This window comes from Vicinamibacterales bacterium (assembly GCA_036504215.1).
In the GTDB taxonomy this organism is placed as follows: domain Bacteria; phylum Acidobacteriota; class Vicinamibacteria; order Vicinamibacterales; family Fen-181; genus FEN-299.
On the sequence record DASXVO010000037.1, the window covers coordinates 78143 to 101992 of the forward strand.

21 protein-coding genes are annotated in these 23850 nt (G+C 67.9%); 7 read left to right on the forward strand and 14 right to left on the reverse strand.

Going from position 1 to position 23850, the window contains the following annotated elements:
- The first annotated feature begins 1 nt into the window (after position 1).
- The 4 genes from VGK32_10670 to VGK32_10685 are packed head-to-tail and all read left to right on the forward strand — an operon-like array spanning position 2 to position 5336.
- On the forward strand, positions 2 to 1168 hold the full coding sequence (locus VGK32_10670) for an efflux RND transporter periplasmic adaptor subunit (protein HEY3382222.1): 1167 nt from the start codon (positions 2 to 4) through the stop codon (positions 1166 to 1168).
- A complete protein-coding gene (locus VGK32_10675; GenBank protein HEY3382223.1) occupies positions 1165 to 4365 on the forward strand; it encodes an efflux RND transporter permease subunit in 3201 nt (1066 codons plus the stop codon). Before VGK32_10670 ends, VGK32_10675 begins: the two co-directional genes overlap by 4 nt.
- 6 nt (positions 4366 to 4371) lie before the next feature.
- A complete protein-coding gene (locus VGK32_10680) occupies positions 4372 to 5133 on the forward strand; it encodes a universal stress protein (protein ID HEY3382224.1) in 762 nt (253 codons plus the stop codon).
- Positions 5130 to 5336, forward strand: a complete 207-nt coding sequence (locus VGK32_10685; protein ID HEY3382225.1) for a DUF2892 domain-containing protein — start codon at positions 5130 to 5132, stop codon at positions 5334 to 5336. The genes VGK32_10680 and VGK32_10685 overlap by 4 nt, the downstream gene beginning before the upstream one ends.
- 1 nt (position 5337) lies before the next feature.
- Here VGK32_10685 and VGK32_10690 read toward each other — a convergent pair whose 3' ends face one another.
- The 6 genes from VGK32_10690 to VGK32_10715 form a co-directional block, all read right to left on the reverse strand.
- Entirely contained in the window at positions 5338 to 6738 is a 1401-nt protein-coding gene (locus VGK32_10690; protein HEY3382226.1) for an aminotransferase class V-fold PLP-dependent enzyme, read from the reverse strand.
- 32 nt (positions 6739 to 6770) lie between these two features.
- Positions 6771 to 7088: a TusE/DsrC/DsvC family sulfur relay protein gene (locus VGK32_10695; protein ID HEY3382227.1), complete on the reverse strand. Its 318-nt coding sequence runs from the start codon at positions 7086 to 7088 to the stop codon at positions 6771 to 6773.
- Between the two features lie 19 nt (positions 7089 to 7107).
- A complete protein-coding gene (locus VGK32_10700) occupies positions 7108 to 8283 on the reverse strand; it encodes an aminotransferase class V-fold PLP-dependent enzyme (GenBank protein HEY3382228.1) in 1176 nt (391 codons plus the stop codon).
- A 103-nt stretch (positions 8284 to 8386) separates the two neighbouring features.
- The gene (gene cydB / locus VGK32_10705) at positions 8387 to 9412 is read right to left on the reverse strand and encodes a cytochrome d ubiquinol oxidase subunit II (GenBank protein ID HEY3382229.1); all 1026 of its coding nucleotides are present in this window, start codon (positions 9410 to 9412) and stop codon (positions 8387 to 8389) included.
- 3 nt (positions 9413 to 9415) lie between these two features.
- Positions 9416 to 10747 carry a cytochrome ubiquinol oxidase subunit I gene (locus tag VGK32_10710; GenBank protein ID HEY3382230.1) on the reverse strand — a complete coding sequence of 444 codons (1332 nt, stop codon included), beginning with the start codon at positions 10745 to 10747 and terminating at the stop codon, positions 9416 to 9418.
- Between the two features lie 14 nt (positions 10748 to 10761).
- Positions 10762 to 12990: a S9 family peptidase gene (locus VGK32_10715; GenBank protein ID HEY3382231.1), complete on the reverse strand. Its 2229-nt coding sequence runs from the start codon at positions 12988 to 12990 to the stop codon at positions 10762 to 10764.
- Positions 12991 to 13044: 54 nt separating this feature from the next.
- Here VGK32_10715 and VGK32_10720 point away from each other — a divergent pair, with 54 nt between their 5' ends.
- Together VGK32_10720 and VGK32_10725 are read left to right on the forward strand one after the other, a co-directional pair.
- The gene (locus tag VGK32_10720) at positions 13045 to 14028 is read left to right on the forward strand and encodes a YpdA family putative bacillithiol disulfide reductase (protein HEY3382232.1); all 984 of its coding nucleotides are present in this window, start codon (positions 13045 to 13047) and stop codon (positions 14026 to 14028) included.
- A 14-nt stretch (positions 14029 to 14042) separates the two neighbouring features.
- Positions 14043 to 14843, forward strand: a complete 801-nt coding sequence (locus VGK32_10725) for a methyltransferase (protein ID HEY3382233.1) — start codon at positions 14043 to 14045, stop codon at positions 14841 to 14843.
- A 4-nt stretch (positions 14844 to 14847) separates the two neighbouring features.
- On the opposite strand, the gene VGK32_10730 is transcribed toward VGK32_10725, so the two are convergent.
- Both VGK32_10730 and VGK32_10735 read right to left on the reverse strand, forming a co-directional pair.
- Positions 14848 to 16155, reverse strand: coding sequence for a VWA domain-containing protein (locus VGK32_10730; GenBank protein HEY3382234.1), 1308 nt, complete (start codon positions 16153 to 16155; stop codon positions 14848 to 14850).
- An 82-nt stretch (positions 16156 to 16237) separates the two neighbouring features.
- Complete coding sequence (locus tag VGK32_10735) at positions 16238 to 17755, reverse strand: sigma 54-interacting transcriptional regulator (protein HEY3382235.1); 1518 nt, start codon at positions 17753 to 17755, stop codon at positions 16238 to 16240.
- A gap of 81 nt (positions 17756 to 17836) precedes the next feature.
- On the opposite strand from VGK32_10735, the gene VGK32_10740 reads away from it, so the two are divergent.
- A complete protein-coding gene (locus VGK32_10740; protein HEY3382236.1) occupies positions 17837 to 18664 on the forward strand; it encodes a glycerophosphodiester phosphodiesterase in 828 nt (275 codons plus the stop codon).
- Here the strand turns inward: VGK32_10740 and VGK32_10745 are convergent.
- From VGK32_10745 to VGK32_10770, 6 genes are all read right to left on the reverse strand, one after another.
- Positions 18582 to 19838 (reverse strand): serine hydrolase domain-containing protein, encoded by a 1257-nt coding sequence (locus VGK32_10745; GenBank protein HEY3382237.1) that lies wholly within the window; start codon positions 19836 to 19838, stop codon positions 18582 to 18584. The genes VGK32_10740 and VGK32_10745 overlap by 83 nt on opposite strands.
- 172 nt (positions 19839 to 20010) lie before the next feature.
- Positions 20011 to 20139 carry a hypothetical protein gene (locus VGK32_10750; protein ID HEY3382238.1) on the reverse strand — a complete coding sequence of 43 codons (129 nt, stop codon included), beginning with the start codon at positions 20137 to 20139 and terminating at the stop codon, positions 20011 to 20013.
- Complete coding sequence (locus VGK32_10755) at positions 20136 to 21392, reverse strand: dihydrolipoamide acetyltransferase family protein (GenBank protein HEY3382239.1); 1257 nt, start codon at positions 21390 to 21392, stop codon at positions 20136 to 20138. Before VGK32_10755 ends, VGK32_10750 begins: the two co-directional genes overlap by 4 nt.
- Positions 21393 to 21432: 40 nt before the next feature.
- Positions 21433 to 22413 (reverse strand): pyruvate dehydrogenase complex E1 component subunit beta, encoded by a 981-nt coding sequence (locus VGK32_10760; protein ID HEY3382240.1) that lies wholly within the window; start codon positions 22411 to 22413, stop codon positions 21433 to 21435.
- A gap of 17 nt (positions 22414 to 22430) precedes the next feature.
- The gene (pdhA, locus tag VGK32_10765) at positions 22431 to 23459 is read right to left on the reverse strand and encodes a pyruvate dehydrogenase (acetyl-transferring) E1 component subunit alpha (protein HEY3382241.1); all 1029 of its coding nucleotides are present in this window, start codon (positions 23457 to 23459) and stop codon (positions 22431 to 22433) included.
- Positions 23441 to 23850: lipoyl synthase (locus tag VGK32_10770; GenBank protein HEY3382242.1), on the reverse strand; the 410-nt coding region annotated here is incomplete at its 5' end. The genes pdhA and VGK32_10770, both read right to left, overlap by 19 nt.

Genomic DNA, 23850 nt, shown 5'->3' on the forward strand with positions numbered 1-23850 from the left:
CATGAGAACAATGTTCGTGCTGCTCATTGGAGCGGCGATGACTGTGGCGGCGTGTGGCGGTGGCAGTCGGGAGACCACTCCGAGGGACGGCGCCGGCCTGCCGATTGACGTGCAGGTTGACGTGGCCGTGACGCGCGATGTCCCGCAGCCGTTCGAGACGGGCGGGATGGTTCGGGCGCGTACGACGGCGACGCTCGTCAGCCGTCTCGTGGCGGACGTCCAGGAGGTGCTCGTTCAGCCTGGGGACCACGTGAGAGCCGGGCAGACCGTGATCCGCCTGGATGCGCGAGAACTGAGGGCAAACCATGCGCGTGCCGAAGCCGGTGCGGCGGCCGCCGATCAGGCCGTGAAGGCTGCGGCCACGGCACGCGACGGTGCCGAGGCCGCGCTGGAACTCGCCACCGCCACGCACCGGCGGGTGGCGGAACTAAGGTCCAAGAACTCCGCGACGCCGAACGAGCTGGATCAAGCGGTCGGCGGCCTCCGCGGTGCCGAGGCCCAGGCTCGAGGCGCGCTCGCCGGGATTCGCCAGGCCGAGTCCGGCGCCGTGGCCGCCCGCGCGGGATTGCAGGCTGCCGCCGTCGGGCTGTCGTACGCGGCCATCACCGCGCCGTTCGACGGGATCGTCACCGAGAAGTTGATCGAGCCGGGCAACATGGCCGCGCCCGGCGTGCCCTTGATGACGATCGAGGACGTGCGCGGCTTCCGCCTCGAGGTCCGACTCGACGAGTCGCGCGTCGGCGACGTGGACCGAACCAAGCCCGTGGAGATCCTTCTCGACTCGCCCGCCGCCCAGCTTCGGACGTTCACCGGCAAGGTCGCCGAGATCTCCCGGGCCGTCGATCCCGGGTCGCACGCGTTCCTCGTCAAGATCGATCTGCCGGCCGATGTCGGCGTTCGCTCCGGCATGTTCGGACGCGCCCGGTTTGCCGGGCCGGCGCACCGAGCCCTCGTCGTGCCGGCGTCGTCGGTTGTCCGGCGCGGACAGCTTGCCTCGGTGTTCGTGGTCACGCCCGGCCGTCGGGCGGCGGTGCGCATGGTGAATGCGGCCGCCGCTGACGGGACGCTCGTCGAGATCTCGGCCGGCCTCGATGGAGGCGAGACGATCGTCGTGAACCCGCCACCGACGCTCGTGGACGGCGCGGCAGTGAGGGAGGTTCGTCGATGAGCCGGCAGTACGGCATCGCGGGACGGCTTGCCGCCGCATTCATCCACTCCAAGCTCACGCCCCTCGTCATCCTGGCCTCGCTGGCGCTCGGTCTCCTGGCCGTTGTCGCGCTTCCACGAGAAGAGGAACCGCAAATCATCGTGCCGATGGTCGATGTGTTCGTGCAGATGCCGGGTGCGTCCCCGGCCGAGGTGGAGCAGCGCGTCACCCGGCCGATGGAGAAGCTGCTGTGGGAGGTGCCGGGCGTCGAGTACATCTACTCCACGTCGAGTCCGGGTGTCGCGATGGTCATCGTCCGATTCCGGGTGGGCGAGCAGGAGGAGGCCGCGCTGGTCCGCCTCAACCAGAAGCTCGCGTCGAACTTCGACATCATTCCGCCTGGCGCCACGCCGCCGCTCGTGAAGCCCAGGTCGATCGACGACGTGCCGATCATGGGCCTCACGCTTTGGAGCGCCCGCTACGACGACTACGCGCTTCGCCAGATCGCCGGCCAGCTGCACGACGCCATCAAGGAAGTGGCTGACGTGTCGAACGTCGAGATCATCGGGGGCCGAACCCGGCAACTGAGCGTCGACGTGGATCCGGCCCGTCTCATGTCGTATGGCCTCGACCCGACGTCGGTCGCGGGCGCCATCCAGGGCGCGAATGCCCGCCCGCCCGCTTCCGATCTCGTCGGCGGCAATCAGAGCCGATTGCTCCAAGCCGGATCGTGGCTCACGAACGCAGACGCCGTGAAGCGGGTCGTCGTCGGTGCGCGGGGTGGCGTTCCGGTGTTCGTCGGCGACCTGGCCACCGTCCACGACGGGGACTCGGAACCGGCACACTACGTGACGTTCCAGGGGCGCGACGGCCGCGCCTTTCCGGCGGTCACGCTTGCCGTCTCGAAGCGAAAGGGCACCAACGCCATCGACATCACCAGGCGGGTCGACGCGACGATCGCGCGGCTGCGAGGGACGCTGTTGCCGGCCGACGTCAATGTCACGGTGACGCGGGACTACGGCCAGACCGCCGAGCACAAGTCGAACGAGCTGCTCTGGCACATGTTCCTGGCCGTCTTCTCGGTCTCGATCCTGATCTGGCTGACGCTCGGCCGGCGCGAGGCGGCCGTGGTGCTGGTGGCGGTGCCGGTCACCCTGGCGCTCACGCTATTCGTCTTCTATCTCTACGGCTACACCCTCAACCGGATCACGCTGTTCGCGTTGATCTTCTCGATCGGCATCCTGGTGGACGATGCCATCGTGGTCGTGGAGAACATCGTGCGGCACGCCCGACTGGCGGCCGGCGAGCACCGCGATCTGAGCGCCGTGGCCGTTCGCGCCGTGGACGAGGTCGGCAATCCGACCATTCTGGCGACGCTGACCGTCATCGCCGCCATCCTCCCGATGGCGTTCGTCGGCGGGCTCATGGGGCCCTACATGCGCCCCATCCCGGTGGGCGCGACGGCTGCGATGGTCTTCTCCCTCATCGTCGCCTTCGTCGTCACGCCGTGGACCGCGCAACGGCTGATGCGGAAGCCGGGCGGCCATGCGCATGGCGGCGAGGACCGCCTGACGGGACTCTATCGCCGCGTCATGGCGAGGCTGATCGAACGGCCGAAGGAGCGTCTCGCGTTCCTCTCGGCAATCGGCATGCTCCTCCTCGCGTCGGTCGCGCTCGTCCCGCTCGGCCTGGTGACGGTGAAGATGCTGCCGTTCGACAACAAGAGCGAGTTTCAGGTCATCGTGAACATGCCCGAGGGGACGCCCCTCGAGCAGACCGCGAAGGTGACGGCGGCGCTCGCACGGGAAACGCTCCTCGAGCCGATGGTGGCCAACGTCCAGTCGTACGTCGGCACCTCGTCGCCGTACAACTTCAACGGGCTCGTTCGCCACTACTTCATGCGGCGCGGGTCGCACCAGGCCGACCTGCAGGTGAACCTCACGCCAAAAGAGGAGCGGTCGGCGCAGAGCCACGAGATTGCCAAGCGCGTCCGCACGGCGCTCCTGCCGCTCGCCAGGAAGTACGGCGCGCGCCTGCAGGTCGCCGAAGTGCCTCCGGGTCCGCCCGTGCTCCAGACGCTCGTCGCCGAGGTGTACGGACCCGACGAGGCGCGACGTGTGGCCATCGCCGAACGCGTGAAGTCCACCTTCGAGTCGACCGCCGGCGTGGTGGACGTCGACTGGTATGTCGAGCACGCTCAGGCCAAGGACAGGCTGGAGGTCGATCAGGAGAAGGCCGCAGCCGCGGGGCTGTCAGCCGGAGCGGTCGCGTCCGTCGTCCGGATGGCGGGCGCCGGTCGGGTGGTTGGCCTGCTTCATGACGACCAGGCGCGAGAGGACGTGCCGATCGTGCTGCGGCTGCCACGGGAGCTGCGGTCGTCGGTCGGCGCCCTGCGGTCGATCCGTCTCGGCGGTCCGGCGCCTGTGGCCATCGGCGAACTGACGCGGGCGACCGAGACCGTCGAATCGCAGAACATCTACCACAAGAACCTGCGGCCGGTGACCTACGTGACTGCCGACGTCGCGGGCGCGGCCGAGAGTCCGGTCTACGCGATCATCGCGATGAACCGGGTGCTCTCGGGGCTCCGGTTGCCCGAGGGCTACCGGTTCGAGATCTACACGGCCCGGCAGCCGCTCGACTCCAGCCGGTACGCGATGAAATGGGACGGGGAGTGGCACATCACCTACGAGGTGTTCCGGGACCTCGGGTTGGCGTTCGCCGCCGTGCTGCTGCTGATCTACATCCTCGTGGTGGGATGGTTCCAGTCGTTCATCACGCCGGTGACGATTATGACCGTCATCCCGTTCTCGCTCGTGGGCATCCTCCCGGCACACGCGATGATGGGCGCGTTCTTCACGGCGACCTCGACGATCGGGTTCATCGCGGGGGCCGGCATCGTGGTGCGGAACTCGATCATCCTCGTGGACTTCATCGAACTGCGGCTGCGCGAAGGCGTGCCGCTCGCCCAGGCGGTGATCGACGCCGGCACGGTCAGGTTCAGGCCCATCGCGCTGACGGCGGCGGCCGTGATTGTCGGCTCGGCGGTGATTCTCTTCGACCCGATCTTCCAGGGGCTGGCCATCTCGCTGATGGCGGGCGGCATCGCGTCGCTCCTGCTGTCCCCGCTGACCGTGCCGATCCTGTACTACCTCGTCAACCATCGGGCCGCTGCGCACGGCGTCGAGGCTGCCGCCGCACCCGCGCCCGTCGGAGAGTAGGCTGCCATGTGGAAGTGCCCGCCGTCCACGGTGCTCGTTCCAGTCGATTTCGGTGAGGCGTCGGCCCGGGCGTTGGCGGTCGCCTCGGCACTGGCGTCGCGGGTCGGGGCGCGGATCCGCGTGCTGCATGCCGAGGTCATCGAGGCGCCACCGTATTTCACGCACGAGCAGCTCGCGACGATCGAGCGCGAACGAAAGGCCGCACGGGCCAAGGCGGTGCAGTTCGTGCTCGAGTTCGCACGGGCACACGGTGTGGGACAGTGCGAGGTGGCGATCGCGGAAGGATCGCCGACCGCGGCGATCGTGCAGGCAGCGGGACAGGCCGACCTCGTCGTGATGGGCACGCACGGCCGGCACGGTCCAGGCCGCTGGTGGATGGGCTCGGTCGCCGAGCGGGTTGTCCACGACACCGGCACGCCAGTCCTTGTCGTCCGGGCAGACCTCGGAGGGCTCGCCCCGGAACAGGTCTTCGACCGTCCGCTCGTCATCGCTCCCCAGGGAGCGCAGGGTGAGGCCAATCGGATGGCCGCGGCCCTGGCGCAGGCGTTCGGCGGCCAGGTCGTCGATACGGTGGTGGCGTGTGAGGCCGACCTGGCGCAAAGCCGCCACGCGACGCTGATGGTGGTGTCGAAAGCCGGTACCGGGCAGGCCAGCCGGTTGAACCACACCGAGCACTGGCTGCGCTCGTGCGCGCTGCCGATGTTGTTCGTCCCGTCGGACCCTGTTTCGTCGTCGTCCACTACGGTCGTTCAGGGAGGTGTGTCGTGACCGTCGATCGCTACCTCCGTCTGATTGCCGGTTTCTTCGTGACCGCGACCACGCTGCTCGGGATGTACGTCCATCCCAACTTCTTCTGGTTTGCCGCGTTCGTCGGGGCCAACCTGTTCCAGTCGGCCTTCACGAACTGGTGCCCGATGATGGCGATCCTGCGACGGGCCGGCGTGAAGGACGGCGATCCCGGAGGCCGATGAGCTACGCCAGGAACGTCCGGGCGAACTCGACGAACGACCGGACGTCCGCGAAGTTGCTGGCAATGCCGAGCGAGACGCGGACCGCGCCCGTGCTCTTTCCGTCGATGCACCGGCGGAATTCGTCGTAGGTGATGCGGTCCGACAGCCTGATGAAGCAGCTCGACATCTCTTCCGGCGAGAGCCCCATGGCCAGTTCCCCGGCTCCCGGGTTGCAGAAGCAGCCGGTTCGGATCGAAATCCGCTGATCGGCGGCGCGGGCCTCGATGGCTTGGTGATCGATGAACTGGCCCGTCTCGTCGCGGAAATTGAGCGTGATCGTGCCGCCCCGATCCTCCGTGTTCGCGGGGCCGTAGACGGCGACGAGTGGCCGGCCGGTCGAATGGCGCAGCGCGAGCAGCGCATCGATCAGCCAGCCGGTGAGGGCCTGCACCCGGCGGTGGATGGTATCGACGCCGACGCTCTCGATGAAGTCGAGGCCGATATCGATCGCGGGCAGGCTCCCGAAGTTCAGTGTTCCATCTTCGAAGGCCGGCTCACCGGGCGCCAGGTGATGCCGATCCGCGCCGACCGACGCGACGGTGATCGTACCGCCGGCAAACCACGGACGCCGCAGCTTGGCGAGCGCCGGCCACCGGGCCAGCAACGCGCCGACGCCCGTGGGGTGGCCGAACATCTTGTAGAACGACAGCACCACGTAGTCCGGGTGCCACCGGCCGAGGTCCAGCCGATTGGTCGGGACGAACGCGGCGGCGTCGAGGAGCACGTCCCAGCCCCTTGCCTGCGCCTTCTCGATCCAGCCGAGGTCGTGCTGCACGCCCGAGAAGTTCGACTGCGCGGGATAGGCGAACAGACCTGGTGCGGCCTGCCCGCCCGGGTCGAGAGCCGCCTCCACATCCGATGCCACGATGCGCAGATCGGGCGGAACGACCGGGATGTACCGGAAGTCGGCATGGCGCGACCGGGCGAACTCTCGAATCCCGTTGACCGAGTTGTGATTGTCGAACGTCAGCACGAACCGCTTGCCCGGTTCGAACGGATACGACTCGCCGATGAGTTTCAACGCGTGGCTGGCGTTTCCGGTGAAGATGACGCCGTATTCCTCCGCCGCCGCATTGAAGTAGGAGAGCACGTGCCGACGTGCGCGGTCGACCAGGCCCGTCGAGAGCTGCGAGGTCGGGTTCGCCGAATGGGGGTTGCCCATCACGTCGGCGAGGAGCAGGTTCATGTGCCGATCGACCTGCGACGCGGCATAGAGCCCCGCCCCCGTGTAATCGAGATAGACGTGCCCGTTGGCGTCCAGCCGGCCGAAGTCCCGCCGCCGCAAGGCCTCGACCGGTCCGTTCGCCCCGAACTCGGGCCACGCCCGCACGAAATCCTCGCGCACCTCGCCTCCCGTGGACATCGTCGCTTCTCCGCCCGGCTCGTGAGGGGGCGCTACACGCACCCGGTGGGTTTTGGCAGCCCGGCGACCTTGCACGCGCCCTTCGCGGGTCCGGAGGGGAAGAGCTCGTAGACCTCGTTGAGCTTGAGGCCGGTCTCCTTGCAGAGTTTGCGGATCATCGGGGCCAGGCCGAATTCCAGGTAGTACTTCCGCAGGTAGTGCACGAGGGTCCAGTGGCGCTCCGTCAGGGTGTCGATCCCTTCGGAAGTGGCCAGGTCTCGCGCCACGTCATCGTTCCAGCTCGTGGGGTCATCGAGGAATCCGTCCTCGTCCACGGCGTACGGCGTTCCATTCAGGACTACGGTCGGCATGTCGAGCAGTCTCCCTTTCCTAGTTCTTGGCGAGCGCGGGCTTCCGGGCGGCGGCAATGTCCCGCACGCCCCGGATGGCCGCCTCGATGTCCGAGTCGACGTTGAAGGGGCCAATTCCGAACCGCACAGCACCGTGGATCTTGTCCGTGCCGAGTTGCTCGTGGACCATCGGCGCGCAGTGCAGGCCCGTGCGGCACGCGATGTCGTGGTCCACATCGAGTACGGTGCCGGTGTTCCCGGCCTCGAACCCGTCCACGTTGAACACCATGACGGCAATGTGGTCCGTGAGATCGCCCTGGCAGTACATCGTCACGCCGGGGATCTCGCGGATGCCTTCCACGAGACGCCGGAGCAGCCGCATCTCGTGCGCCTCGATGGCGGCGAGGCCGGTCTTCAGGATCCACTCCACGCCGGCCTTGAGGCCGGCAATCCCCAGCACGTTCGGGGTGCCGTACTCCAGCCGCCACGGGTACTCGTCGAGGTGAGCGCGCTGCGCCGAGCGCACGCCGGTGCCGCCCGCGCGAGTGTGGCGGATCTCCACGCCTTCCTGCACGTAGAGACCGCCGATGCCCGTCGGCCCCATCAGCGACTTGTGTCCGGTGAACGCGAGCACGTCGATGTTCATCGCCCGGACGTCGATTGGGATCTTGCCAGCCGTCTGCGAGGCGTCCACGACGAGCCGGATGCCGCGCTCCTTGCAGCGCCGACCGATTTCCGCCACCGGCTGGACCGTGCCGATCACGTTGGACGCGTGGTTGATGGCCACGACCTTCGTGTTGGCCTTGAAACAGCGCGCGATGGCGTCGGGATCGACGAACCCCTTCGAGTCGAACGGCACGTGGTCCACCTCGACGCCGCCGTGTCGTGCCAGGTGGTGGAGCGGGCGCAGCACCGCGTTGTGCTCGACCGTCGTGGTGACCGCGTGGTCGCCCGGGCCGAGCATGCCGAACAGCGCGAGATTCAACCCGTCCGTCGAGTTGTACCCGAACACCAGGCGATCGGATTCGGTGCCGTTGAAGAAGCGCGTCAGGAGCTTCCGGGTGTCGTCGACGAGCTGCCCGGTCTCCATGCAGAGGTCGAAGCCGGATCGGCCGGGATTGACGCCATGGGTCCGGTAGAACTGGTCCATGAAGACGTAGGTGTCTTCCGGTTTCGGGAACGACGTGGCCGCGTTGTCCAGGTAGATGAGGCTCATGGGCTTTCCAGTGTGAGGGCAGGGACGGATAGAAGAGCACCGCATTTTAACATGCGGCGCCGCCAGGACGCTTCTGGCACGCCTGCGGGGCGCAAGGCCGGGGTCAGGGCAGGCGGTACCCGTGCTCGCTTGTGACCTTGCCGCGCCACACCCAGTACACCTTGACCAGGTAGCCGAGGACGATGGCGATGCCGACGAGGTACATCACGAGCGCCACCTTCATGCTGTAGTGGCCCGACGCAGAATTGTGGATGTCCAATGCGGCCGACGAGCTGCCGGGCAGCGCGGGCAGGAGTCGCGGATAGAGGCCGGCGGCTGCCGATCCGAGGACGCCGACAATCAGCGCGCCCGTCGAGACGAATGTCATGCCGTCCCGCTCGCGACGGGCAAAGAAGGGGATGGCGCCAGCCGCGGCGAGGCCGAGCAGCGGAACGAGCACGAGGAACGGCCAGCGCGAGAAGTTGGCCGTGAACTGCGGCTGCACCACGAAGCTCGACGCGGCAACGAGCACGAGCAGCGCCAGCGTCCCGGCCCACAGCACGACGGTCGCCCGCCGGGCCCGCGTCTGCAGCGCTCCGGTGGTCTTGAGCGCCAGGTACGACGCGCCGTGCATCGCGAGCGTGACCACGCTCAGGACGCCGCACAACAGCGCAAACGGGTTGAGCAACAACACGAACGAGCCCTGGAAGTTCCCCTCGAAATCGAGCGGGACGCCGCGCAGCACGTTGCCGACCGCGGCGCCGAAGAGCACCGCCAGCAGCACGCTCGACAGCGAGAACGTCACGTCCCACGCCTCGCGCCACAGCAGGTTGTCCACCTGGTGCCGGAACTCGATCCCGATGCCCCTCAGCACCAGCAGCCACAGCACCAGCATCAGTGCGAGGTAGAACCCGCTGAAGGCTGCGGCATAGAGGTGGGGGAACGCCACCACCATCGAGCCGCCGGCCGCAATCAGCCAGACCTCGTTGCCGTTCCACACCGGGCCGATGGCGCCGATCGCGGTGGCGCGATCCTCCGGCGTCCGCGCGATCAACAGGTGCAGCACGCCGACACCGAGATCGAACCCGTCCAGCACGGCGTAGGTGGTCAGCATGCCGGCGAGCACGAGGAACCAGAGAGTGTTGACCATGGGCTAGCTACCGTTTCTCACAGCGTCTCCCGGCCCGGCCTCGACGATTCGTGCCGCGACGAAGAGATACAGCAGGCCGATCAGTGCGTAGAGCCCCATGAAGCCGAGCAGCGTGAACCACGTCATGCCGCCGGTCACATTCGTGGACGTCGCGTCCTCGGTCCGCTGCAGGCCCCACACGACCCAGGGCTGGCGGCCCACCTCGGCGACGATCCATCCGGCCTGATTGGCGATGTAGGGAAACGGCATCGCCAGCATCAGGACCCACAGCATCCACCGGGACCGGAAGAGCGTGCCGCGCCAGAGCAGGAACGCCGACAGGCTCATGACGGCGATGAAGATCGTCCCAAGCCCCAGCATGATGTGGTACGAGTAGTACACCAGTTCGACCGGCGGCTGCTGGTCGCGCGGGTAGTCGTCGAGGCCGACGACGCGCGCCCGGAAGTCGCCGTAGGCAAGATAGCTGAGCATCCGGGGCACGAGGATCGGATCCATCAGGTCGCGGCGCTCGGTGTCCGGCATGCCGATGATGGCCATCGGCGCACCCTCCTGCGTCCGGAACAACCCCTCCATCGCCGCCATCTTGACCGGCTGATACCTCGTCACGTTCTCGCCGTTCATCGCGCCGGTCGGGAACAGCGAGGCCAGCGAGAACACCAACCCGCTGATGACGCCGACGCGCAGGCAGTCGCGTCCTGCCTCCTCGTACTTCCTCGAGAGCAGGTAGTAGGCGCCGACGGCCGCCATCACCATCGACGCCGTGACCATCGACCCGCTGATGACGTGCGGATACTGCGACAGCGCGTATGGGTTCGTGAGCAGGGCCCAGAGGCTCGTCAGTTGCGCCCGGCCGTCGACGATCTCGTAGCCCACCGGGTGCTGCATCCAGGCATCGGTTGCGACGATGAAGAACCCGGAGAGGATGGCGCCGGCGGCGACCATGACGGCCGAGAACCAGTGCACGAGGCTCGGCACCCGCTTCTCGCCGAGCAGGAACAGCCCGAGGAACGACGATTCGGCGAAGAACGCGAACACCCCCTCCATGAACAGCGTCTGGCCGACGACGCCACCCGCGAAATGCGAGAATCGGGCCCAGTTCGTGCCGAACTGGAACTCCATCGGGATGCCGGTCACGACGCCCATCGCGAACGTGATCGCGAAGATCCGCGCCCAGAATCGCGCCAGCTGACCGTACCGGTCGTCCTTCCGTCGGAGGTGGAGCGTCTTCAACGTCGCGATCAGCACGCCCAGCCCCATCGTCAGCACGGGGAACAGGTAGTGGAACATGATCGTGAAGCCGAATTGCCACCTGTCGGCAATCAGCGCGTCGTTCATGGTGTGGCGACCTCTCAGTTCTTCACATCGTACCTGTCGCTCGCCGCGCCCATCAACCACTTGTCGAACCAACCCACGATGTGCTGGAGCCGTTCGACACGGTGCCACGGCTGGCCCGAGCGTGAGAGCTCATGGCTCTCGCCGGGAAAGCGTACCATCACAACGGGCTTCTTCAGGTACTTGAGGGCTCGGAACATCACCTCGCCCCCCGCCGCCGGCGGCGTCCGGTAGTCGGCCTCGCCTTCGACGAGCATCAGCGGCGTCGTCACCTTGGCGATGTGCGTGATGGCGGACCGCTCCGCGAAATCGGCCGGGTCCTCCCAGGGTGCCGCGCGGAACCATGTGGGCTGGAACAGCGTGAAGTCGGCGGTGAACCAGAAGCCGCTCCAGTCGGCGATCGATCGCTGTGAGACCGCAGCCGCGAAACGCGTCGTCTGGGTGATCGTCCAGTTCGTGAGGACACCGCCGCCGCTGCCGCCCGTGACGCCCACGCGCTTCTCGTCGACGTATCCACGGCCGACGAGCGCATCGACGCCGGCCATCAGGTCCTTGTAGTCGTCACCCGGATAGTGGAACTGGATGAGGTTGCCGAACTCCTGGCCGTACGAGGAACTGCCGCGCGGGTTGGTGTAGAGGACGACGTAGCCCTTGGCCGCCATCCACGAGAACTCGTGCGTGAACGTGCAGCCGTACGCCGAGTGCGGACCGCCATGGATTTCGAGGATGAGCGGGTACTTCTTCGACGGGTCGAAGCCGGGCGGCTTGAGGATCCAGCCGTTGATCCGGCGGCCGTCGAAGCTGGGGTACCAGATCTCTTCGGGTTCGGCGAGGTCGAGCTGCGAGAAGAGCTGTTCGTTGACGCGCGTGATCTGCTTCATCGGGGGCGGGGCGGATCCGGCGGGCGGAACGTCGAGGACGAAGAGATCGCCGATGGCGGTCGGCGTCGAGACGAGGACCACCGCCTTCGCTCCGTTCCGCGAGAGCGACCAGGACACCACTTCATGGTCTCCCTTCGTCACCGGTGTGACCGCACCGCTCGCAACATCCACGCGGTTGAGATTGGCTCGGCCCTGCTCCGCGGCCAGCGCGAAGATCGATTGGCCGTCGGGCGCCCACTCCACGCCCGGTGAGCCCCCTCCCCTGGGCGGATGCTGGTCGCCGCCGATGCCGCCGCCGATGTCGAAGTCGTAGGCGGTGGTGAGATTCCGGGGCGCCGATGAGCGACCATCCGCTCCGGCCACGAAGAGGTCGGGCTGGTTGTAGGAACGAACGGGTTGCCCCGCGAGACTTCCGACGAGCGCAACCTGGCGTCCATCGGGCGACATCGCCGGCTGACCGAGCGATCCCGTGACGCTCGCGATCTTCGCAGGTTCGCCACCGGCGACCGGCACGGCATAGAGCGCACCGCCTGCGACCTCGTAGTACGGTTCCAGCACGCGGTTCGAGGTGAAGAAGAGCCGCGTCCCGTCGGTCGACCAGGCCGGCGCCGACTCGTCGAACGGACCGGCGGTCACCTGATGCGGCGCGGGACTTCCCGCACCCGCGGCCGCCGCCACGACGGTCCAGATGTGGCTGTGACGCTCTGGGTCCGCGTAGCCGCTGCCGTTCGAGCGGTACGTCGCCTTCGTGATGACGCGGACGTCGCTCTCGTGCGCCGGCAGGCGCTCGGCGTCGGCGGCCGGCGCGGCCCTCGGTTCCTTCCGGTTGTCCGGCGGCACGAGATCCTTCGGCAGCGTCGTCGTCGTGAACGCAAGCAGACGACCATCCGGTGACCACTCGGGTGCGCTGCAGCCGCGCGGAAGGTCCGTGAGCGGCCGGGGTTCGCCGCCGCTGAGGTCGAGGAGGTGGAGCTGGCCGACACCTGGCCGTGCGTCCTTTTCGGCCGCGCGCACGAACGCAATCCGGCGGCCATCGGGCGCCCAGCGCGGCGAGGTGTCGCGCGGGCCGGCGGTCAATCGGCGGGGTGGCTCCTGGCCTGATGTCGGCACGATCCAGAGTGCCGTTTCGTAGCGGTTGTCCTTCGCGTTGACGCTGACGCGCACGAACACGACCTGCGAGCCGTCTGGTGAGATCTGCGGGTCGCCAATCCACACGAAGCGGAAGAGATCGGTGTCGGCAATCGGCCGTCGGGCGGCCAGCAGCGAGGGGCTTGCGAAGAGGCAGGCGAGGCCGAACATCAGGCCGATCCCTGCGGTCAGACGAGCGGCGGCGCGCGGACGGACCATGCGGCGGACGACAGTCATGGCGACTCCTTGTTCTGCCTATCCTATCAGCCGCTGCGGTATCATCGAACGGTCATGATTCTCGACGTGCTCATCGTCGGCGCCGGTCCGTCCGGGCTCGCCGCCGCCATCGCCTGCCAACGCCTCGGCCTCGCGTACGACCTGCTCGAAAAAGGCGTGCTCGTCAACTCGATCTTCCACTTCCCGTCACACATGGCGTTCTTCACCACGCCGGAGTTGCTGGAGGTCGGCGGCTATCCGTTCGTCAGTCCGTTCGAGAAGCCGACCCGCCTCGAAGCGCTACGATACTACCGGCGGGTGGTCGATGGGCAGAGACTCACCGTCACGCTCGGGGAAGAGGTGCAGGGCGTCGAGCGGCAGCCCGCGGACAACACGTTCCTGGTCCGATCGACGACGCGTCACGGCGTCGAGCACCGTCACGTCGCCCGCGCGGTCGTGCTGGCGATTGGCTACTACGACCATCCGAATCGGCTCGGGGTGCCGGGCGAGGACCTCCCGCACGTGTCGCACTACTACGACGAGGCGCATCCGTTCTACCGACAGCGTGTCGTCGTGGTGGGTGGCGCGAACTCTGCCGCCGAATCGGCGCTCGAACTGCATCGGGCCGGCGCGCACGTGACGCTCGTGCACCGGCACGCGGTGCTGGACGACGGGATCAAGTACTGGGTGCGCCCGGACATCCTCAACCGGATCAGCGAAGGATCGATTGCCGTCCGCTATGAAACGGAGGTCGTGGAGATCTCGCGCGACGCGGTCGTCGTTGACCACGCGGGCGCGAGAGACACGATCGCGGCGGACGCCGTGTTTCTGCTGACCGGCTATCACCCCGACCGCGAGTTCCTCGGGCGATGCGGCGTGCAGTTCGACCCGGCCACGTGTGCGCCGGTCCACGATGCCGACACGTTCGAAACGTCGGTTCCCAATCTCTTTCTTGCCGGCGGCGTCACCGTCGGGCACGGCACGGCGCCGGTGTTCATCGAGAACGGCCGGTTGCACGGTGAGAAGATCGTCGCGATGATCGCCCGGCGGCTGTCGTAGCGCGGGTACCATTCATGCCCGATCCGTCCCTCCCGGAGGTCGAATCCTGGCTCGAGCGGCTGTACGTCGCCGCCGAGGGCGCGAGCCTGCGCCAGGAGGACCGACGGAAGGCGAAGGAGGTCGCCGCCATCCTCGGCGAGATCGACGCGATGGCGAAGCGAGTGTCGGCAGATCCCCTGGTGCTCGTGGACGCGGCGGCCGGCAAGAGTTACGTCGGACTGCTGGCGGCAAAGCTGCTGTTCGACGCGGCTGGCCGCGCCGCCCGCGTCGTCGCGATCGAGCGGGACCCGCGGCGCGTCGCTTCCAGCCGTCGCGCGCTCGCGCGCCTCGGCACGGCCGTCGCCGTCGCGTGCGTGGCCGGCGAGGTGGAAGACGCTGCGCACTGGCCCGACCGGCCTTCCATCGTGGTGGCCCTCCATGCCTGCGGCCAGGCGGCCGACGCGATCATCGAACGGGTGGTGGCCGCCGAGGCGCGCGCGCTGCTTCTCGTCCCATGTTGCACGAGTCGCGGGGTGGCGGCGGCAGTCCTGGCCGAGGAAGCCGCGGAACGGGGCGGGATTCCGAGGCATGCGCCGGTTCGACGCCGCTTCATCCAGGCGTGGGTGGACGCGGAGCGAACGTGGCGGCTCGAGGCGGCGGGGTACGAGACGGAGGTGGTGGAGTTTGTCGGCGCCACGGTGACGCCCCACAACCTGCTGTGGCGGTCACGCCTGGTCCGCGAGCCCGCGCGCATGGCGGCGGCCGGGCGGGCGCTCGCGCAGTTGACGGCCACGGGCGCCCCGGGACGTGCCGCGACTCGACCCGAACCGCGATGAATGGTCAGTGCACGGTCCGCGTCTTCCGGTCGAGATAGTCCATCAATACGTACTGCCCGAGCGTGTGTGGCGTGGTGAAATACGCCTTTCCGCGGCAGATGCCCGCGACCTGGCGCACGAAGCTGGCCAGGTCGGGATCGTGCGCGAGCATGAACGTATTGACCATGACGCCGCTTCGTCGGCAGGCGGCCACCTCCGCCAGCGTTTCCGACACGATGAACGGGTCGAGACCGAAGGCGTTCTTGTAGACCTGGCCGTCCGGGCGAGTCAGGGCAGACGGCTTGCCGTCGGTGATCATGATGATCTGCCGCATGTCCTTCCGTTGCCGGTCCAGAATGCGGCGCGCCACGCGCAGCCCTTCGCGGGTGTTGGTGTAGTACGGCCCGACGCGCACGCGTGCGAGTTCCTTGAGCGGGATCTCCTCCGCCGAATCGTGGAACAGCACCAGGTGGAGCGAGTCGCCGGGATACTGCTGCCGGATGAGCGTGGACAGCGCCAGCGCGACACGCTTGGCCGGCGTGAACCGATCTTCGCCGTACAGGATCATGCTGTGGCTGCAGTCGAGCATGAGGACCGTCGCGCACGAACTCTGGTACTCGCCCTGCGACACCATCAGGTCTTCGTACTGCACGTCGATGACCGTTCCATTCGGCGTGTCGCCCGGTCCGGGGATCCCGGCGGTTCCGGCCGCCGGCATGCGCTCGATGCCCGTCCGGCGGACCGCATTCAGGATGGTGCTGCTCGGATCCAGGTTGAGCGTGTCGCCGAACGCGTACGGCTTTGGGGCGCCGGTCGCCTCGATGCCGGTCGAGAGATCGCGCGTATCGTGCCGGCCGAAGCTGCTCTTGCCGAGCGAGCCCAGCAGGTCGCGCAGCGCGCGGTACCCGAGGAAGTCGATGCCCTTGTCGGTGACCTCGACCTTCATCGGCGGCGACGGTTCACCCTGGCCACCTCCCGTGCCCCGCGACTGGCGTTCGCGTCGTGCCGCCTCGAGATCGGGGCTGCTCGTGATGTAGCCCTCCTGCTCGAGGCGGTCGATCAACTGCTTGACCAGTTGTTCCAGCCGGTTCGGATTGCCGGAGTCGTCCAGCAACCGATCGAGGGCTTCCTGCGACAACACCTCGCCGTCGAGCAGCGCCTCGAGAATGGCATCATGGAGCGCCTGTATCGAATCCTGCGGATCGGCCCACGGGGACGCCGGTCCGCCGGCGAAACCGCTCGACAGCAGCAGGTCGGACAATCTCGAGAGCAGGTCCTCGAGGTCCAAATCCTCGCCGTCCACGGCTTCGTATTTCGAGTATTTGTACCGCATACGGTCCGCACGGGCGAGACGCCCGTGCCACTCAGTCAATCCCGAGTCCAGCGGTCAGAGCCCAGCTGCCAGCGTCCAGAGCCTAGTTGTAGTACTTCTTCTTCCGTTCCTGAATCGGAGAGTCCTCGTCGTACATCGAGTCGGGCGGCCGGGGCGTGCGTCGCGGTCCGTGCTGTTCGGTCCCGTGGTAGCCGCGCTCGTCGCTGCGGGCGATCCGCTTCAGGGAGTAGAGACCCTCCAGGACGAAGTCCACGGCCGCGGCCACGCGCGGCGGCTCGGTGCCGGCGGACACACCCGCTTTCCTGGCCAGCTCGATCAGCCCCGGAACCGCCTTCGCCCGGTCGAGGAGTTCGCCTGCCGAAGACGTGTCGGCGATCTGGATCGAACCCCCGCCTTCGAACCACTCGACGACGCCCGCGGTGTCGATGCCGTCCGCGTACCCGGTGAACACGTTCGCCACGGCCGCGCGCACCAGTTCGCGGGCGACCGACTCGGCGCCCTTCAGCTCGCCCTCGTACTCCAACTCGAACTTGCCGGTCAGCGACGGCAGCGCGGAGTAGATGTCGGTCACGCGCGCGACCGCCAGGCGCTCGGAGGCCGTCAGGGCCCGCCGCTCGGCGTTCGACGCGACGTTCTCGAGACTGGTGATCGGCATGCGCTGGCTGACGCCCGACCGCTTGTCGATCTTCTTGTCCGCGCGCGCCTGGAAGGCGATCTCCTCGACGACCTCCCGTACGAATGGCGGCACCTCCACGCACAGTCCTTCGTCGTGGCGATCGAGCCACGCTTCCTGCGCGGTGATGGCCAGGGCGTGTTGCCGCGTCACCGGATAGTGGGTCCGGATCTCGGATCCGATGCGGTCCTTGAGCGGCGTGATGATCTTGCCGCGCGCCGTGTAGTCCTCGGGGTTCGCCGTGAACACGATCATGACGTCGAGCGGGAGACGCACGGGATAGCCCTTGATTTGGACGTCTCCCTCCTGAAGGATGTTGAAGAGTCCCACCTGGATCTTGCCGGCGAGGTCGGGCAGTTCGTTGATGGCGAACACGCCCCGGTTCGCCCGCGGCAGCAGCCCGTAGTGCATCGTCATCTCGCTCGAGAGGTGCAGACCGCCCCGCGCGGCCTTGATCGGGTCGATGTCCCCGACGATGTCGGCGATCGTCACGTCGGGCGTCGCGAGTTTCTCCACGTAGCGGGCGTCCCGCGCCAGCCAGGCCACCGGCAGGGCGTCGCCTTCATCAGCCACGCGTGCGCGGCAGGACGTGCAGATCGGAGCGAGCGGGTCGTCGTTGATCTCGCAGCCGCGGACCACCGGGATCCACTCGTCGAGCAGGGTCGCGACACCGCGCAGGATGCGGCTCTTCGCCTGGCCCCGCAGGCCGAGGAGGATGAAGTTGTGACGGGACAGGATGGCGTTCACCAGTTGCGGGACGACGGTCTCGTCGTAGCCAACGATGCCGGGGAAGAGCGTCTCGCCGGCTCGGAGCTTCCGCATCAGATTCTGACGGATTTCGTCTTTGACGTTCCGGTGCGGGACGGCGCCACTCGCGACGGCGGCGCGGAGTCCGCCGAGCGTGTCGATCGTGTGGGGGCTGGCCATGTCCGATGATAGCACGCATATCAGACCATTGTGGTCGCCTATTGATGAGCTGTCGCGCATGCCGGCTGATATGATCCGCCAGTGCACCGCCATTCATGGGCTCGGCGCGACCGGCCTCTGGTCTTCGGTCATCGTGGCGGCAGCCGGCTGGCCCCGGAGAACACGCTGGCGGCATTCGACCGCGGCGTTGCCGAGGGCGTGGATGGTCTCGAGCTCGACGTCCGGCTTTCGCGGGACGGCGAGGTCATCTCGTGCCACGACGCGTCGATCGACAGGACGTGCGGAGGACGGGGGCCCGTGGCGGAGCGGACGGCGGCGGAACTGGCGATGGTGGACGCGGGATACCACTTCAGTCCCGGCGACGGGACCTTTCCGTTTCGGGGCCGCGGCGTCGGGGTGCCCACGTTGCGGGCGGTGCTGGCCCGCTATCCGGGGCTGCCGCTCGTCGTTGAAATGAAGGACGACACCCAGGCGATGGTCGAGGCGACGGTCGCCGTGGTCCGCGAAGCGGGCGCCGCCAGCCGCGTGTGCCTGGGGTCGTTTCACCAGGGGGTGCTTCGGGCCGCGCGTCGCCTGGCACCGGAGATTGCCACCGGGGCGGGGCGACAGGAAGTGGTCCATGCCCTGATCTGGGCGCGGCTTGGCTGGTTCCCGCCGCCACACCGCTACGACGCACTGCAAGTGCCGGAATCGCGCCAGGGCATCCGTGTGGTCACACCCCGGCTGGTCGGTGCCGCGCACCGTGCTGGCCTCCGCGTGCAGGTCTGGATCGTGGACGGCGCCGATGACGTGCGCCGACTGCTCGATTGGGGCGTGGACGCCGTGATCACCGACCGGCCGGACGTGGCGGTGCCGACGGTCCGCGGGTGGCTGGAGTCACGCGCGCGAAGGTCGGGAACACCTGCCTGAGGATGTAGCCGCGCAGGGCTGCATCGAACGCCTGGGTCTTCTCGAGCTCGCCCTTGCCTGTCGGCACCGACGTCGTGTTGAACGCGACCACGTACCCGGCGCGGATCGCCGGGCAGACGTAGAAGTGCGCGATGAACCCGTTCTGGTTGCCGCTGTGGCCGATGAGGCGCAGTCCGTCACGATCCTCCACGAAGAAGTTCAGGCCGATGGCGACGCGGTCGCCGCCCTCGGTGCTCACCGGCAGTTGCGGCACGAACATCTCCTCGAGCGAACTGCGCTTCAGCACCCCGTCGTGAACGGTCCGCTGCGCGTCGCCGCCGATCAGGAAGGCGAGGTACTTCGCCATGTCGGTGAGCGGCGCATTCAGCCCGCCGTTGGAGACGGTGATGCCCGTGTCCGCGTCGAACGGCGCCGGGCGCGCCCTGCCGTTCTCCACGTAGTAGCTGGCGCTCCGATGGGGGAGGAGGTGGTAAGGCGTCGTGTCGAAGTAGCTCCGCGACATGCCGAGCGGCTTGAAGATGTTCTTGTCGATGTAGACCTCGTAGTCGTCGCCCGTCAGGTCCTCGATGATCCGGCCGAGGAAGATGATGCCCGGGTTCGAATACGAGTGGCGGCTGCCGGGACGGAACTCGACCTCGGTGTAGGGCAGCATCGCGACGATCTGCGCCCAGCCTCGCGGCTCGAATGGGTGCCATGGCTTGTCGCCGCCCCAGGGCCATGTCGGGCCGCGAAAACCGGCACTGTGCGTCATCAGGTGCCTGATCGTGATGTCGCTGATGTCGCCGAATGGATCGTGCACCTGGCGCAGTTCGGGCAGGTACTTCACGACGGGATCGTCGAGCGTCAGGCGGCCCCGGTCGCGCAACTGCATGATCGCGACGGCCGTGAACGTCTTGGTGATCGAGGCCCAGTGGAAGATTGTGTCCGCATCGACGGCATGCTGCCGCGCCACGTCGGCCATGCCGTTCATCAGGCTGGCCACGGCCTGGCCCTCGTGGATGACCAGCAGACCGCTCCCGACGATGGCGTTGTCCTCGAGTCCTCGCTGGTAGAAGGTGCGCAGGCCGTCGATCGCGCGGGCGGACGGGGCGTCCTGCGCGCGGGGAGTCGCGGACAACATGGCCGCGCCGATCACGGCGCCGACCACCAGGTGCGTGGTGATTGGTCGAGTCACAGCGGTCCCTTCGTCATCGGGGACGACCCAGCCGACTCACAACGCCGCGGCTGCTGACCGATGACGCGCACAGTCTGGCGGATCGTCCGGCGTCCGTCAAAGCCGGCTGGCCCCCGTCGGCGTGCCGTTCGCGAGCGATCGGCCGGCGGGAACCGGCAGTTCGCTCCCCGGCTCAGGGCTCGAGGAGCAGCGTCGGTACCTTGGCGAACACCTCGTCGAACATGTCCGGCGTGAGCCGGCCGGTGTTGGTGTTCTGCCGGCTCGGATGGCGAGACGCGGAGATGGCCTCGACAGACGTCATCCGACGAGCAGCGGATTCTCCAGCATCCGCCGCAGTGTGGCGAGGAACCGCGCCCCCTGCGCACCGTCCGCCACGCGGTGGTCGACCGAGAGCGTCAGCTTCATCCGCCGGCCCACCCTCACCTGGCCGTTCTCGACCACCGGCGCCTCACGTACGGCGCCGACCGCGAGGATGCCGGCTTCGGGCGGGTTGATGATCGCGGAGAATTCCTCGATGCCCATCATCCCGAGATTCGAGATCGAGAAGGTGGCGCCAGTGTACTCGTGGGGCTGCAGCCGTCGGTTACGCGCCCGGTCGGCGAGCGTCCGCGCCTCGGCGGCAATCTCGTCGATCGACTTGGAGTCGGCATCCCTGATGACCGGCGTGATCAGGCCATCCTCGAGCGCCACGGCAACGCCGATGTGCACGCGGCCGTACTGCTTCACGTGGTCGCCGGCGAACGACGCGTTCATCTCCGGGTGGCGCTTGAGCGCGGAGGCGGCGGCCTTGATGATCACGTCGTTGAGCGAGATCGGGTAGTTCTCGTCTCGAAGCGCGCGGTAGGCCTCCCAGAGGCGGTCCATCGCCACGTCCACGGTGAGGTAGAAGTGGGGCACCGGGGCCTTGCTCTGGACGAGGCGCCTGGCGATGGTGCGGCGCATCGACGAGAGCTCGATTTCCCTGACCTCGACGGCCGGCTGGCCGCCCGGCAGCGCCGGCTCGGCGCCCGACGCCTGGGCGAGCGCCGCCTCGATGTCGCGCTTGATGACGCGACCCTGCGGGCCCGTTCCCTGGAGGCTCGCGAGGTCGATGCCGGCCTCGGCGGCCATCCGGAGCGCGAGCGGCGACGCGCGCAAGGATCGTCCCGGACCGGCATCGCGCGCGGCAGCCGGAGGCGCTGCACGAAGCGCGGTCGCGGGCAGCGTCACCGGCCGGGTCGGGGCGACGCCGGCGGGGCGCGGCGACGCAGCTGGCGGCGGGGGCGGTGCCTCCCTCGTCGGCGCGACGGGTTCGATCAGTGCCGAGATGTCCTCGTCGGGAGCACCGATGACCGCGATGATCGCGCCCACCTTGATCGTCGCGCCAGCCTGCGCGATCACCTTGCGGAGGACACCGTTCGTGTACGCCTCCATCTCCACCGTCGCCTTGTCGGTCTCGACCTCGGCGAGCGTCTGCCCCGTCTCGACCTTGTCGCCTTCCTGCTTGATCCACCGGAGGATCGTGCCCTCCTCCATCGTGTCGCTCAGCTTGGGCATCACCACGCGCGAAGCCATAGGCGCTCCTGAATCCCGAGTCCTGAATCCCGAATCCTGCTTACTCGATGTACAGCACTTCCTTCACCGCCTGCACGACGCGCGCAGGGGAGGGCATCGCCATGTGCTCCAGGTTCTTGGCGTACGGCATCGGGACGTCCGCCCCCGTCACCCGCGTGACCGGCGCGTCGAGATCGCCGAAGGCATCGCGGTGAATCACGTACGCCAGCTGCGCGCCGATGCCGCTGTATTCCCAGCCTTCTTCGACGATGACGCAGCGGTTCGTCTTCTGGACCGACGCGACCAGCGGCTCCTCGTCGAGCGGCCGCAGCGTGCGCGGGTCGATGACCTCGCACGCGATCCCTTCCGCGGCGAGCGCCTCGGCCGCCTTCAGCGCGATGCTCACCATCTTCGACCACGCGATGATCGTCACGTCCGTGCCCGCGCGCTTCACATCGGCCACGCCGAGCGGCACGGTGTACTCGCCCTCGGGCACCTCGCCCTTCGAACCGTACAGCGTCTCCCCTTCGAAGAAGATCACCGGGTCATCGTCTCGAATCGCGGACTTGAGGAGGCCCTTCGCGTCGTACGGCGTGGAGGGCGCGACAACCTTGAGCCCCGGCACGTGCGCGAACCAGCCTTCGAGCGACTGGGAGTGCTGTGCGGCCAGCTGGTGCGCCGCACCGCCAGGGCCGCGCACGACCATCGGGATCTTGAACTGGCCGCCCGACATGTAGAGCATCTTCGCGGCGCTGTTGATGATCTGATCCATCGCCAGCATCGAGAAGTTCCACGTCATCATCTCGATGATGGGGCGCAGGCCGACCATCGCGGAACCGACGCCGACGCCGGCAAAGCCCTCTTCGGTGATCGGCGTGTCGATCACGCGGCGTTCGCCGAATTCCTGGAGCAGGCCGCGGCTGACCTTGTAGGCGCCCTGGTAGACCCCGACCTCCTCGCCCATGAGGAAGACGTTCGGGTCGCGCTGCATCTCCTCGCGCAGCGCCTGGGTCAACGCGTCACGGTACGTGATCAGAGGCATAGTCTCGACTCGCGTCCCTACTGGTGGCTTCGCGTATACGAGCCGTACGGCTGGCTGTAGACGTCCTCGTAGAGCGCGCCCGCCGGCGGTTCGGGGCTGTGCTCCGCGAACTCCACCGCCGCGTCCACGATTCTGCGCGCCGCGGCGTCGAGCTGCTCGAATCCCTGCCGATCGATCAGCCCGTCGGCCGCCAGCTTCTCGAAGTACCGCTTGATCGGATCCTTGAGCTTCTGCTCCTCGACCTCTTCCTTGGTCCGGTAGTGCCCGTGGACCGGGTCGGACATCGAGTGGCCCATGAACCGGTAGCATCGCGCCTCGATGAGCGTCGGCATGCTCTCGCGGCGCGCGAGGTCGCCGGCCCGGCCGATCGCCTCCCGTACGGCGAGCACGTCCATCCCGTCCACCGTCTCGCTCGCCATGTCGTACGCGCACGCCCGCTGCGCCACGTCGTAGATCGCCGAGGCCCGCTCGATCGCGGTCCCCATCCCGTACCGGTTGTTCTCGACGATGTAGACACAGGGGAGCTTCCAGAGCGCGGCCATGTTGAGCGACTCGTGGAACGCGCCGATGTTCACCGCGGCCTCGCCGAAGAAGCACAGCACGACCTGCGGCCGCGCCTGGTACTTCATCGCGAACGCCACGCCCGTCGCGAGCGGGATGTGGCCGCCGACGATCGCGTGGCCGCCGAGCATCCCATGTCCGGCGTCGAACAGGTGCATCGACCCGCCCTTGCCGCGCGACAGGCCGGTGTCACGGCCGAACAGCTCCGCCATCACTCGGCCGGGGTCGCAGCCCTTCATGATCGCGTGGACGTGATCGCGATAGGAACAGAAGATGTAGTCCTCGGGCTGCAGCGTGGAGATGGCGCCCACCGACACCGCTTCCTGCCCGATCGCCAGGTGACAGAACCCCCCGATCTTCTGCAGGGAGTACATCTCGGCGCACCGTTCTTCGAACCGCCGGCCCAGCAGCATCTTCGCGAGAAGATCGATCTGGACGTCTTTCGCCAGCGTGGCGGGTCGTTCCATCAAGCGTTCGTTGGCCATGTGGACTCGTCGTAGGCGTCTGCCTGCTCGTGCGCGTGGTAGGAGGACCGGACGAGAGGGCCGGCCTCCACGTGGCCGAAGCCCAGGCTCAGGGCCGTCGTGCGCAGCATCTCGAATTCCTCGGGATGGTAGTAGCGGGCGACCGGGAGGTGCGCCGCCGAGGGGCTGAGATACTGCCCGATGGTCAGGATGCCGCAGCCGACCGACCGGAGGTCGGCGAGCGTCGCGATGACTTCGTCCCACTCCTCGCCGATCCCGACCATCAGGCCGGACTTCGTCGGGATGGTGGGCGCGTACTTCCGCGCGCGGTCAAGCAGCTCGAGCGTGCGGGGATACCGGCCGCCCGGCCGCGCCGTGCGGTAAAGCCGCGGCACGGTTTCCGTATTGTGGT